This is a genomic window from Streptacidiphilus pinicola (assembly GCF_003258295.1).
GTDB lineage: Bacteria > Actinomycetota > Actinomycetes > Streptomycetales > Streptomycetaceae > Streptacidiphilus > Streptacidiphilus pinicola.
On record NZ_QKYN01000027.1, the window covers coordinates 1 to 12,916 of the forward strand.

At 70.9% G+C, this 12,916-nt stretch carries 12 protein-coding genes; 7 read left to right on the forward strand and 5 right to left on the reverse strand.

Annotated elements, in window-relative coordinates:
• The coding region (locus DN069_RS06210) for a GH92 family glycosyl hydrolase (RefSeq protein WP_207892063.1) at positions 1–2,199 on the reverse strand (2,199 nt) is incomplete at its 3' end.
• Between the two features lie 236 nt (positions 2,200–2,435).
• On the opposite strand from DN069_RS06210, the gene DN069_RS06215 reads away from it, so the two are divergent.
• From DN069_RS06215 to DN069_RS06225, 3 genes are read left to right on the forward strand one after another with little or no spacing between them, the layout of a single operon-like run.
• Positions 2,436–2,837: an ArsR/SmtB family transcription factor gene (locus DN069_RS06215; protein ID WP_111499823.1), complete on the forward strand. Its 402-nt coding sequence runs from the start codon at positions 2,436–2,438 to the stop codon at positions 2,835–2,837.
• 26 nt (positions 2,838–2,863) lie between these two features.
• Complete coding sequence (locus DN069_RS39855) at positions 2,864–3,040, forward strand: DUF6126 family protein (protein WP_165845382.1); 177 nt, start codon at positions 2,864–2,866, stop codon at positions 3,038–3,040.
• Positions 3,041–3,074: 34 nt separating this feature from the next.
• Complete coding sequence (locus DN069_RS06225; protein WP_111499825.1) at positions 3,075–3,449, forward strand: anti-sigma factor antagonist; 375 nt, start codon at positions 3,075–3,077, stop codon at positions 3,447–3,449.
• Between the two features lie 15 nt (positions 3,450–3,464).
• On the opposite strand, the gene DN069_RS06230 is transcribed toward DN069_RS06225, so the two are convergent.
• Positions 3,465–4,211, reverse strand: a complete 747-nt coding sequence (locus DN069_RS06230) for a G1 family glutamic endopeptidase (RefSeq protein WP_243638952.1) — start codon at positions 4,209–4,211, stop codon at positions 3,465–3,467.
• Between the two features lie 197 nt (positions 4,212–4,408).
• On the opposite strand from DN069_RS06230, the gene DN069_RS41355 reads away from it, so the two are divergent.
• Positions 4,409–5,647, forward strand: a complete 1,239-nt coding sequence (locus DN069_RS41355; protein ID WP_243638953.1) for a helix-turn-helix domain-containing protein — start codon at positions 4,409–4,411, stop codon at positions 5,645–5,647.
• A gap of 318 nt (positions 5,648–5,965) precedes the next feature.
• Positions 5,966–7,132: a hypothetical protein gene (locus tag DN069_RS06240; RefSeq protein ID WP_207892064.1), complete on the forward strand. Its 1,167-nt coding sequence runs from the start codon at positions 5,966–5,968 to the stop codon at positions 7,130–7,132.
• On the opposite strand, the gene DN069_RS06245 is transcribed toward DN069_RS06240, so the two are convergent.
• On the reverse strand, positions 7,063–7,527 hold the full coding sequence (locus tag DN069_RS06245) for a nuclear transport factor 2 family protein (protein WP_111499826.1): 465 nt from the start codon (positions 7,525–7,527) through the stop codon (positions 7,063–7,065). The genes DN069_RS06240 and DN069_RS06245 overlap by 70 nt on opposite strands.
• A 99-nt stretch (positions 7,528–7,626) precedes the next feature.
• Between DN069_RS06245 and DN069_RS06250 the strand changes: the two genes are divergently transcribed.
• Positions 7,627–9,009, forward strand: coding sequence for a uracil-xanthine permease family protein (locus tag DN069_RS06250; RefSeq protein ID WP_111499827.1), 1,383 nt, complete (start codon positions 7,627–7,629; stop codon positions 9,007–9,009).
• A 75-nt stretch (positions 9,010–9,084) separates the two neighbouring features.
• On the opposite strand, the gene DN069_RS06255 is transcribed toward DN069_RS06250, so the two are convergent.
• Positions 9,085–9,705 carry a histone deacetylase gene (locus tag DN069_RS06255; RefSeq protein ID WP_111499828.1) on the reverse strand — a complete coding sequence of 207 codons (621 nt, stop codon included), beginning with the start codon at positions 9,703–9,705 and terminating at the stop codon, positions 9,085–9,087.
• Between the two features lie 330 nt (positions 9,706–10,035).
• Here DN069_RS06255 and DN069_RS06260 point away from each other — a divergent pair, with 330 nt between their 5' ends.
• Positions 10,036–10,806: a methyltransferase domain-containing protein gene (locus DN069_RS06260; RefSeq protein WP_111499829.1), complete on the forward strand. Its 771-nt coding sequence runs from the start codon at positions 10,036–10,038 to the stop codon at positions 10,804–10,806.
• 77 nt (positions 10,807–10,883) lie between these two features.
• On the opposite strand, the gene DN069_RS06265 is transcribed toward DN069_RS06260, so the two are convergent.
• On the reverse strand, positions 10,884–12,836 hold the full coding sequence (locus DN069_RS06265; RefSeq protein ID WP_243638954.1) for a potassium transporter Kup: 1,953 nt from the start codon (positions 12,834–12,836) through the stop codon (positions 10,884–10,886).
• Between the last annotated feature and the right edge of the window lie 80 nt (positions 12,837–12,916).

Genomic DNA, 12,916 nt, shown 5'->3' on the forward strand with positions numbered 1-12,916 from the left:
CCGCTCTTCCCCCACGCCGTCGCCCTGTGTGGTGACGGTGAGGTCCGGGCGGCCCGGGCGGTGGACGACGGCGTGGGGGAAGAGCGGGGTGGACAGCGCGAGCGTCGTGGTGCCGGGCGTCTCGGGGTAGAGGCCGAGGGCGGCCCAGACGTACCAGGAGCTCATCGCGCCGAGGTCGTCGTTGCCGGGTTCGCCGCCTGGGGTGTCGCCGTAGAGCTGGTCGGTGATCGCCCGCACCACGCTCTGGGTGCGGTCGGGCCGGCCGGTGCTGTCGTAGAGCCAGGGGGTGCCGAACCCGGGCTCGTTGCCCTGCCAGTCGTAGGGCCGTCCCGGGCCGGCGTTGAGCTGGGTGAAGAACGTGTCGAGCCGGTCGGTGACCGCGCTCGGGCCGCCGAGGGTGTCGACGAGGGCGGGGATGTCCTGCGGCACCATCCACAGGTACTGCGCGGCGTTGCCCTCCTGGAAGCCGTCCTGGGCGCGGCCGTCCTGCAGGTCGAGCGGCGGCCCCGGCGGGAACGCCCCGGCCGCGTCGCGCGGGCGCAGGTAGCCGGTGGCAGGGTCGTAGAGGTGGTGCCAGTTGCGGGAGCGGACGCGGAACCGGGCGGCGGTGTCGTCGTCGCCGAGGGCGGCGGCCAGCCGGGAGACGGCGAAGTCCGCGACGGCGTACTCCAGGGTGCTGGAGGCTCCGTTGTGCACGTGGGAGGTGGAGTCCTGTGAGTCGTTGGGCACGTAGCCGAGTTGCAGGTAGCGGTCCTCCCCGGGGCGTTCCACGTACCAGCCCTGGCCGGGCGGGCCGTCGAGGTCCTCGGCGCCGTGGACCATCAGCCGCAGCGCGTGGGCGGCGTCGAAGCCCTGGTCGCCGAAGGCGTGGATCCCGGCGAGGATCGCGTCGGCCGCGTCGCCGTTCATGACGCCGGTGTAGCCGTCGGCGTAGGGCCACTTGGGCAGCCAGCCGCCCTGGTCGGCGTCGGCGAGCAGGGAGTCGGCGAGGTCGTCGGCCCGCCCGGGGAAGAGCAGCGCGAGCAGCGGGACCTGACAGCGGTAGATGTCCCATCCGGAGATGTCCGCGTACTGCACGTGGCCCGGGGCGACGCTGTGGACCTGGCCGTCGAAGCCGCGGTAGCGGCCGTCGGCGTCGCTGAAGGTGTCCGGGTGCAGCAGGGAGTGGTAGAGCGCGGTGTAGAAGACGGTGCGCCGGGCGCGGGTCCCACCCGAGACCCGGATCGCTCCCAGCGCGTCGCGCCAGGACTCCCGCGCCTGCTCGGCGACCTCGTGGACGTCCCAGTTGCCGCCCTCGGCGTCCAGGTTGGCGCGGGCCCCGTCCGTGCCGACGTAGGAGACGCCGGCCTGCAGGTGGACGAACGGGTCGAGGCTCGTGTCGAAGGCCAGGGTCGCGCCGGGCGCGGGGCCGCGCGCGGAGGCGGGCCAGATGGTGGCCTGGAAGGGCCGGTCGAAGCGGAGGTCGAAGGAGAGCCGGGTGGCGTGCGGGGCGCCGCAGAAGTGACCGGAGGTCACCTGCCCGACCAGCTCGCGGTCGCCGACCACCCGCACCGTCGCGCCGGAGGTGCGCGTCGCCCCGCCCCCGGCGTTGACCAGCAGCACGGCGGAGCCGGTGCGCGGGTAGGTGAACCGGGCCGCGCCGGTCCGCGTGGTGACGCTGAGCTCGGTGCGGACGCCGCCGGCGGTCACCGCGTAGTAGCCGGGGCGGGCCGTCTCCTGGCCGTGGTCCAGCGGCACGGTGGCCGTCTGCGGCTGCGCCGGGGCGGGTCCGGCCAGCGGCAGCACCGGCAGGTCCCCCTGGGCGGGGCAGCCGGGCCCGGACAGGTGCGTCAGGCTGAAGCCCGTGATGGCGTTGTCGCCGTAGGCGTATCCGCCGCCGTCGGGGCGGGACGGGGTGTCCGGGCTCCACTGCACCATCCCGAACGGCACCGAGGCCCCGGGGAAGGTGTCGATCCGCCCCACCCAGCGCCCGCCCACGCCGGTGCCGACGAACGGGTCGACGGCCGTTGTCGGATCCTCGTCCGCCGTCGGATCACCGTCCCTCGTCGGACCACCATCCTCCGTCGGACCACCATCCGCCGTCGGACTCTTCGCAGCGGATCCCGAGGGCCGCGCCGCGCCCTGCGCCGGGGCGGCGGCCGAGGCGAGGGCGAGTGCGACCGCCACGATCCCGGACACGGCGATGCGACCGATCCGCACGCGGATCCCTCCCTCTCCCCTGCACACGCGAGGTCACGGCCTGGAGGATGCAGGCTAGACCGGGCGCCCGCCCGCACCCCGGGCGACACCGCCGCGTCGGCTCCGCCTCCCTCGAACGTGTCGGCCCGTTGGCCTGACCGGGCGCAGTGCCGAATTGAAGATTTCTTCAATTGCTGCGATGCTGCGCTCTGTGCCGACGTCCGTCGGACACGTCCGTGCGGGAGGAGACGAGACCGGTGCCGGTCCCGCTGTACCAGGCCAAGGCGGAGTTCTTCCGCATGCTGGGCCACCCCGTACGGATCCGGGTGCTGGAGCTGCTGCAGGACGGGCCGATGCCGGTGCGCGACCTGCTGACCAACATCGAGGTCGAGCGGTCGAACCTGTCGCAGCAGCTGGCCGTGCTGCGGCGCTCCGGGATCGTGACCTCGGTCCGCGAGGCGGACACCGTCGTGTACTCGCTGGCCGGTCCGGACGTGGCGGAGCTGCTGGGCGCCGCCCGGCGGATCCTGACCGAGCTGATCACCGGGCAGCAGGACCTGCTCGACGAGCTGCGCGCGGCCCAGCCGGCCGACACCCTGTCCCGCGCTGATCTCTCCCGAGCCGGCCTCTCCCGAGCCGGCCTGTCCGGCACCCGATGACCGCCCTGCCCGAGGAGAGCACCCCGATGTCCGCCGACTCCCAGCCCGCCGGCGCCCCCGATCCCGAGGAGCTCGACACCGAGGGCAGCGGGCGCCGCGCGAACAAGGGCGTCTGGATCCGCGCGTTCATCTACGTCATCGGCTTCCACGTTTTCGCGGGGTTTGTGATGCTCCTGTTCTACTTCGGTTCGCACCGCCACTGAGCCGCACCGCACCACCCCGAGAGAAGGAGCCGAGATGACCATCCAGTGGCACCTCACCACCCGACAGGAAGCCGACGTGCTGCAGATCACCGGCTACCTCGGCGACGACGCGGTGCACCGGTTCAGCGGCGCGGTGGGCTGGGCCCTGGCCCGCGGCCAGGGCCCCCTGCTGCTCGACCTCTCCCGCCTCAAGGGCTGGTCGGCGGGCGGCCGCGACGCCGTCGCGGACGCGGCGGCCCAGCTCGCCGAGCAGGGCCGGCGCCTGGAGCTGGTCGCCGGCCCCGGCGATCCGGACCTGCCGCCGCCCGCGGACCTCACCGTCCACGCGGACCTCGCCTCGGCGCTGACCGCCCACGCCGGCCCGACTGTCGACGGTTCCGTCTGGCACAGCAGCCACTGGCGCGACTGAAGGACTGACGGTTCGTCAGTAGTGGATGGCGCTAGGCCGCGTGCCCTTGGCGTGCGTGGCCGCCGCGCCGCCGCCACCGGAGGCCGGGACGATGGCGAAGGAGCCGCCGTTCAGCGCCGTCTCGGTGTACTGGCCGCTGTCGATCGCCTGCGGCGAGAACGAGTCGAAGCTCTGACCGTTGACGGTGACGCCGCTGAAGTCGAGCTCGTTGAAGGACGGGTAGCTGCCGCTGGGCGACTCGATGACCGCCTCCGCGCTCACGTCCTGGGCGTCGAGCTGCTGTTGGGTGTTCTCGGTCCAGCCGGCGGTGTTGTCGGTCAGCGTGAGCGTGTACGTGCCCGAGCCGTCGGTGGTCACCGAGCCCGTCATGGAGTCCCCCGCCGAGACGGCGTCGTTCCAGTAGACGGGCGCGGCCGGGTACATCTCGTACCAGGGGGAGAGCACCGGCGAACCGCTGGAGCAGTCGACCTGGACGCCGGTCTGCTCCACCGTCTGCGAGCCGTAGCCGTCGATGCCGACCCAGGGCGCGAACAGGTCGTTGCTGCTGTTGCAGGTGACCTGCGGCATGGTCCAGGAGCCGGAGATGCTCTGGAAGCCGCTGCCCTGGGCGACATAGCCGCCCCAGACGCCACCGGCGAAGGAGGTGCTGTGGTGGTGGCGGCTGACCTGGGCGGCGTCGGCCGTGGCGGGGAGGGCCAGCACCACGGCTCCGGTGGACGCGCAGATCACGGCGGCGAGACGGGGAAGGCGCGATCGGTTCACAGAAGTCTCCTCATTGGATCGCTTGCTGACGACCCGACAGGTGGCGGGACGACACCCCCCACCAGTGGGGGTGGCGTGGGGCCAAGGGTGTGGTGAGGTGAGTGCGTGAGGTAAGGCGCAGGACGGTTCCGGAACCCGAAATGGCGGGAACATGCCAAGCAGGCCGAGTTCGGGCACGGAGGACGGAGGGTTCGGCGATGGGGACGGCGGCGCTGCTCGACTGCGTGGGACTGACCAGGCCGGAGGAGGCGCTCTACCTACGGCTGTTGGCCGAGCCGGGCACCACCGCGACGGAACTCGGCGAGGGCCTGGGCGTGCCGACCTCGCTGGTCCGCGCACGGCTGGCGGCCCTGGCCGCCCTCGGCCTCGCCACGCAGGTGCGGGAGCACGCGCGCGAGCAGGACCGCGAACTCGCCCGCGGCCGGCACCCGCACCACCGCGAGCGTGACGCCCGGGACGTCCACCTCGGAGGGGACCCGGGCGGCGTCGACGGTGCGCGCGGCACCCACGACGTGCCCGACCTGCACGAGACGCACGACCCCGAGGGCGCGATCTGGCGGGCGACCGCGCCCGACATCGCGCTGGAGGCGCTGGTGCGCGGCCGCGAGGCGGAGCTGATCCGGCTGCGCGGCCGCGTCGAGGAGCTGATGCGCGGCTACCGGCACGGCCAAAGGGCCTCTCGGCCAGAGGAGTTGATCGAGGTCGTCAGCGGCAGGGAAGCCATCGCCGCGTGCTGGCGGTCCCTGCAGTCGGGCGCGCGAGACTCGCTGCGGATCCTGGACAAGGCCCCGCACATCCAGGTGGCGACCCCGAAGGACGAGGCGGCGATGCTGCGACGCGGCGTGCGCGTCGAGGTCATCTACGAGCACGAGGCGGTACACGACCCGCAGGCGCTGGCCGCGATCCGGGAGTGCATGGCGATCGGCGAGCAGGCCCGGATGCTGCCCACGCTGCCGTTCAAACTCGCCCTGGTGGACGACCGTTGGGCGCTGCTTCCGGTCAGCACCGGCTCGGCGTTGGACAGCGCGCTGGTGGTGCGGCGGTGTTCGCTGCTGGACGCGCTGTCGCGGTTGTTCACGCTGTGCTGGTCACAGGCGATGCGGATTCCGCGCAGTCTGCCGGACGGCGCGGAGCCGCCACGGGGTGCCGGCACGGACGCCCTCACCGGTCCTCCCGGCGGCCTTCCCTCCGGTCCCGCCGCCCATCCCGGCGCCCGCGCCACGGTCGGCGCCGCGCCCGACCTCACCGACCCCCTGCACCGGCGGCGGGAGCTGCTCACGCTCCTCGCCGCCGGGCTGACCGACGACAGCATCGCCCGCAAACTGGGCGTCTCCACCCGAACCGTGCAGCGGCTGGTCCGCGAGTTCATGGACAGCTGCGGTGCCCGGACCCGTTTTCAGGCCGGCGTCCAGGCCGCACGCGAGGAGCTGATCTGAGCTGCGGCCAAACGCCGGACTCCGGGCCGTCCGGTCCTGACCCGGCGGATTCTCGACGTGTTTCCGGGCGGTTCCGAGGCCGTTAAGAACACCTCGATTTCGCACCAAGCATTGACCACGCACGAACAACTCTGCTTCAGTACACCACGGCCAGTGGTGCAACTACTCGGCCGATCCGCCAGCAGTCCCTCAAGCACGTTTCAACACCGGCGGGTTGGCCATTCTGGTCCGTGGAACCCCAGGGACCGGAGCCATCCCGCAGGCAGTGCGCCGCCTCCGACCGGAGGCGGCGTGGAGCGCAGAGAGGATCTTCCTTCCATGGGTCACCCCCACTCGCGTGGCGCGAGCCACAAGGTTCTGACCGGACTCGCCTCGCTGACCCTGGTCACCGGCGCCGCCCTCGTCGCGGCCCAGGCTCCGACGGCCGTGGCGGCCAGCCCGGCCCACACCGCCTCCCAGGCCGACCCGTACAGCCCGCAGTACCAGCACGCCTACCGCCACGGCGCGATACCGACGCGCGGGCAGAACGCGAAGATGAAGGCCTGGGCGTCCTCCCACGCCGCGGCGGCGACCGGCCCGGAGACGCTGTCCTACGGCGGCGGCATCGACGGCATCGGTGTGCAGAGCGGCCACAGCAAGGTCTACCTGGTCTTCTACGGCACCCAGTGGGGAACCAAGACCACCGACTCGCACGGCAACGCGGCCTTCAGCAAGGACCCCGACCACGCGGCCTCGGCGGCACAGCAGATGTTCAAGGGCATCGGCACCAACAGCGAGAAGTGGTCCGCCGACCTGACCCAGTGGTGCGACGGCCCCAACGTCTCGGCCGGCGCCACCAGCTGCCCGAGCAACGCCAACTTCATCCCTTACCAGACCGGCGGCGTGCTGTCCGGCGTCTGGTACGACAACTCCAAGGCCTCGCCGGCCAAGGCCTCGGGCCACCAGCTGGGCGTGGAGGCCCTCGCCGCCGCCAAGCACTTCGGCAACACCACGGCCGCGGCCAACCGTGACGCCTACTACGTCATCCTCTCGCCCCACGGCGTGAACCCGGACGACTACCAGAACCCGACCACGGGCTACTGCGCCTGGCACGACTGGAACGGCGACACCACGCTCACCGGCGGCGCGGTCTCCTCGACCGTCGGCGACATCGCCTTCTCCAACCAGCCCTACAACATGGACCTGGGCGCCAGCTGCGGCGTCGGCTTCGTCAACTCCCCCGGCACGCTCGACGGTTACACCATGACGCTGGGCCACGAGTGGCACGAGATGATGTCGGACCAGAACCCGGCGGGCGGCTGGACCAACAACACCGGCAGCTCCTACAACGGCCAGGAGAACTCCGACGAGTGCGCCTGGCTCTCCCCCGGCACCGCCGGCGGCGCCGCGAACATCTCCTTCGGCAGCTTCGGCACCTACGCCGAGCAGGCCAGCTGGTCCAACGACACCAACAGCTGCGCCATCTCGCACGCGATCCTGCACTGATCCACTGCTGACGCCGGCGTCACATGCGCGGCGACGACCCGCCACCCGCCCTCCACGGTGTGCACCCAGGTGCGGGTGTAGCGCACACGTGCGGTGAACTCCTGCCCGCCGAGCGTCCCGGCGACGGTTCCGAGGAACCACGTGACGCCGGTCGTGCCGACCACCAGCAGGGCCAACTCCTCCTCGTCGACCCGACCCAGACGCTGCTGACCACTGCGCTGGATCTCCAGGTCCTCCTTCTTCCCGTACAACTGCCCGTCGGGCCCGGTGAAGACCAATCGGTCGTCCAGCAGGAGTTCCAGGGCATCGGCGTCACCCGCAAGCTGCGCGGCTTGGAGTCGGCGCTCCGCAGAGCGCAGTTCCTCAGTCGATCGACCGTTCTCGTCAGCACTCATGCACGGCACGCTACCGCCAGGAAGCGTTCCGCGATGTGAAATGATCCGCTTTGCGCGCGTTCACGCACGCAACAGCAGTTCGAGAACGGAGAACAGACGATGGGCGGCCTCGGCGTCGGGTGGAAGCTGCACAATGAGGGCCGCCCGCCCGCCCCGGGCGCGGTCGTCGCACCGGACGAACGGCTCAGCTGGGGCCGCACCATCGGACTCGGCGCACAGCACGTCGTCGCCATGTTCGGTGCTTCTTTTGTCGCACCGGTGCTGATGGGTCTGAACCCGAACCTGGCCATCATGATGTCCGGGTTCGCGACGATGCTGTTCCTGCTCTGGACCCGCGGAACCATCCCCTCCTACCTCGGCAACAGCCTCTCCTTCGTCGGCGCGGCCGCGACCATCAGGGCGCAGGGCGGCGGCATCGCCGAGGTCACCGGCGCGCTGCTGGTAACGGGCGCGGTGCTCGCCGGCTGCGGACTGCTCGTCAGGACGCTCGGCGCCCGCGTCGTCCACGCCGTGCTGCCACCCGCCGTCACCGGCGCCGTGGTGATGCTGATCGGCTTCAACCTCGCGCCCGTCACCGCCGGGACGTACTGGCCGCAGGACCAGTGGGTGGCCCTCGCCACCATGGCCGCCACCGGCTTCGCCCTCGTCGCACTGCGCGGTTTCTGGTCGCGCATCGCCATCTTCCTCGGCCTCGTCTTCGGCTATGCCCTGTCCTGGATCCTCGACCGCACCGCCGGCAAGATCCACTCCGCGGACGGCAGCGGCCAGGTCACCGACCACTGGCGCCTCGATCTCTCCGCCGTCTCCCACGCCCCCTGGATCGGCCTCCCCCACTTCCACGCCCCCGCGTTCGACGCCTCCGCGATCCTGGTCGCCCTCCCCGTCGTCATCGCCCTCATCGCCGAGAACACCGGCCACGTCAAAGCCGTCAGCGAGATGACCGGCGCCGACCTCGACGACCGCATGGGCGACGCCATCGCGGCCGACGGCGTCGCCACCGTCCTGTCCACCGCGGTGGGCGGCGGAGCCACCACCACCTACGCCGAGAACATCGGCGTCATGGCCGCCACCCGTGTCTACTCCACCGCCGCCTACTGGGCCGCCGCCTGCTTCGCCCTGCTGTTCGGCCTCTGCCCCAAGTTCGGCGCCATCGTCGCCGCCATCCCCGGCGGCGTCCTCGGCGGCATCACCGTCGTCCTCTACGGCATGATCGGCCTGCTGGGCGCCCAGATCTGGATCCACAACAAGGTCGACCTCACCAACCCCGTCAACCTCATCCCCTGCGCCTGCGGCATCATCATCGGCGCCGGCGGCGTCACCATGCACATCACCAAGAACTTCGAGCTCGGCGGCATCGCCCTGGGCACCATCGTCACCCTCACCGGCTACCACGCCCTACGCGTCCTCGCCCCCGCCCACCTGCGCGAGACCGCCGGACACGACCCCGGCGCCCAGGAATCCCCGCAACCCCAAGACCTCTGAGCGTGCTCAAGATCGTGATCACCGGGCGTCACACCTAGGGAGCTCCAACGCGAGGGCCGAGTCGGCAGCGAGCGCTCACCCGGGCGCCGCCTCCCCCGGCCGGGAGCCGCCTTGTGAGGCACGCTCAAGGGCGTCCAGGACGGTCTCGGCGGTCCAGTGTCCGGCTGCTCCGGGGCGGGTGGCGAGGTAGCGGGCGCAGCGGTCCAGGGGCCAGCCGTGGCCTTCGGTGAGGCCGGTGGCGAGGTTGGCCAGGTAGGCGGCGGCAGGAGCGTTGAGCTCGGCGTCGGCGACGTTCCGGGGCGCGGTGAAGGTGCAGACGGGGATGTCGTCGATCGCTCCGGGGCAGACCAGGGTTTCGTAGCGGCCGGGGCCGTACTGGTCGCGGCCGGCGGTGAGTACCCCGGTGAGGTCGAGGTCGGTGCCGGGTTCCCGGTGCATCTCCTGGGCGGCGATGTCGGAGAACTGCTGCTCGGTCACGAGGTAGGCGCGGGCGGGCATCTCGCCGTCCCGGGCGGGGTCGTAGAAACCGATGCCGCCGGTCCACACGAGCGAGTGCAGCGCGAAGTAGAGCTGACCGGGCAGCAGGACCGCGACCCGCTGCCGCGGGGGCCGGCGGTCCCGGCAGCCCGGGTAGGTCCGGGCGCTGCCGGGCGGGCGTCCGCCGGCGATGTAGTACGCCAGCCGGTCGGCGTGCATGTTCGACCCGTACGCCGCGTACCAGACCAGTCCCTCCGCGCCCGAACCGCCGGACCGGGGCTCCGCCCGGCGGGCACGGAGGACAGCAGAGGTAGCACCACGCCTGGGTCCATTACTGACAACCCGTCGGATCTCGTCCATGACGTACGACGGTATCCGCAGACAGGCCCGATCCGATCGCCGGGAGCCAGCCCCGCCGTGGTCGAGGCGACGGACAGGGCGATGCTCAGCGAGGTCGCCGCCCTGGCGAATTCGCGGTCCTGCTGCGGGACTTGCTCCGCGTTCCTATCCTTACGCCAAGGGCTGGAGACGACCTGGGGGGCAGGCCGCATGGGAGCAGCGAGCAGCACAACGTCGGTGTTGAAGTCGGGGGCCAGGCAGCTCCTGGGGCGTTTCGGATTCGACATCGTGCGCAGCACCAACAACCGGGGAGGCGTCGACGACTTCATCCCGTTCGAGGCGACGTTACGGGCCGCACAGTCGGCCGGCCTGTCGGTCGGCGACTACATCGACGAGGTCGTGAACGGGACGCCCGGCGCGACCCGGGCCACCATCGACGAACTGCGTGCCCTCGGCGTCTTCTCGGCCGGTCTGAGGACGGTGCTGGAGATCGGCCCCGGGTCAGGGCGGTATCTGGAGAAGACCCTGAAGGAGGCTTCACCGGAGCGCTACGAGATCTACGAGACGGCGGCGCCCTGGGCCACCTACCTGGTGGACACCTTCGGCGTGGTCGCCCAGCCGACCACGGGAAGGAGCCTGGCGCCGACGCCGGACGACAGCGTCGACCTCGTGCAGGCGCACAAGGTCTTCAGCGGCGTGACCTTCCTCAGCTCGTCCCGCTACTTCTTCGAGATGGCCCGGGTCACCCGACCCGGCGGTCGGATCGTCTTCGACGTGATGACCGAGACCTGCCTGGACCCGGCCTCAGTTCGGGCGTGGGTGACGAAGGGCGGAGCCGGCCACGACTCCTACCCCGCCGCCATGCCTCGCTCGACGTGTGTGGACCTCTTCGCCTCCCTCGGCTGCAGCTTGGAGGCCGGCTTCCTGGTACCCATGGGCATCGCCTCGACGGAGGTGCTCGTCTTCCGTAAGGACGCCTGACCCGGGCGCGCCGACGGTCCACGTCTCGGGCCGCCTTGAAGAGACCCTGCGTGGCCGTCCCGGAATCCCGGTACCGCCTAGACCTCCACGTTCGAGCCCATGATCACCGTGCGGTCCTGCGGCAGCTGGAAGTACGTGGCGGCGGCTGAGGTGATGTGGGAGGTCGCGATGAACAGGCGCTTCTGCCACTTCGGCATCGTCCGCTCCGGGCCGGGCGTCAGCTCGATCTTGGAGAGGAAGTAGGTGCAGGTGTCCACGTCGATACGGCCCTCGGTCTGTTCCTCGGTCAGAAGGGCCAGCGCGGCCGGGACGTTCGGGGTCTCGATGTAGCCGAACCTCGCGGTGACCTGGATGATCCCGTCCCCGCCGCTGCCGAGGCTGTCGACGACCATCCGGTCCTCCTGGCGGATCCGGGGAACGGGCTCGGTGCGGATCGCCACGACCGCGAGGTGCTCGTGGCGCACGTGGTTGTGCTCGACATTGGCCCGTAGCGCCAGTGGCACCGTCGTGGACGAGCGGTTGAGGAAGATCGCCGTGCCGGGCACGACCCGTACGACCTTGTCGGCCTGCAGCTTGTCGACGAAGGGCCGCAGTGGGCCCTCCAGCCGTTCGCGGCTCGCGGTGACGATGTCGCGGCCGCGGCGCCAGGTGGTCATGATCGTGAAGGCGATCAGGCCGATCAGCAGTGGCAGCCACGCACCGTGAATGATCTTGGTCAGGTTGGCGGCGAGGAACATCAGGTCCCCCGAAAGGAGCACGGCGCCGCCGACGATGATCCAGGGCAGGGGGATCTTCCAGCGCTGCCAGGCGACGTAGAGGAAGAGCACAGTGGAGATGGTGATCGTCGCGGTCACCGCCATCCCGTAAGCGAAGGTGAGCCGCGCCGAGGACTGGAAGCCGAAGATCAGGCCGAGCACGGAGACCATCAGCAGCCAGTTGATCCAGGGGACGTAGATCTGTCCGATCGTCTTCTCGGACGTGTGGGCGATCCGCAGGCGCGGCAGGTAGCCGAGCTGTGCGGCCTGGGATGCGACGGAGAAGGCGCCACTGATGACGGACTGCGAGGCGATGACGGTCGCGACGGTGGACAGGACGACGAGCCCGACCCGGGCCCAGCCGGGGGCCAGCAGGAAGAACGGACCGCTGATGTTCGCCGGGTCCTTGAGGACGAGGGCAGCCTGGCCGAAGTAGCTCAGCGTCAGCATCGGGAGCACCAGGAAGGTCCAGGACCGGCTGATCGAGCGGCGGCCGAAGTGGCCCATGTCCGCGTAGAGCGCCTCCGCGCCGGTGAAGGAGAGGACGACCGCCGCAAGGGCGAAGAACGCGATGTTGAAATGATGGAACACGAAGCCGAGTGCATACGTGGGAGACAGCGCGCGCAGGACGGCCGGCTCGTCCGCGATGCCGCTGACGCCGAGCGCGCCGATGGCAAGGAACCAGAGGACCATGATCGGCCCGAACAGCTTGCCCACGGCCTCGGTGCCGCGCTTCTGACCCAGGAACAGCAGCACGGCGATGACGGTCGTGATCGGGATGACCAGGTCGTGCAGGCTCGGATCGACGATCTTGAGGCCCTCGACCGCGGACAGCATCGACATGGCCGGTGTGATCATGCTGTCGCCCAGGAACAGCGCGGCCCCGAAGATGCCGAGCGCGGACAGCCACACCGCGGTGCGCTTGCCCCGCTTGGACAGTTTCTGCTGCAGCAGCGTGATCAGGGCCATGATGCCGCCCTCACCCTCGTTGTCGGCGCGCATCGCGAGGGACACGTAGGTGACCGAGACGACCATGATGATCGACCAGAAGACCAGCGAGACGACGCCGTAGACGTTGGCGGTGTTCACCGGCACCGGGTGCGGATCGGTAGGGTCGAACACCGTCGCCATCGTGTAGATGGGGCTCGTACCGATGTCGCCGAAGACGACACCGAGGGCGCCGACCATCAGCCCCAGCCGCACCGTGTCGCGCGCGGCGCCCGCGCCGGCGTGCGTGCTCTGTTCGGCGCCGTTCTCAGCGTTGATCGCTCTCACCTGGACCCGTCACAGTTCGGTGGCCCGGAGACCGGATGACAACAACTGTGTCCATATAAGCAGCTCGAACGGCAACTGGC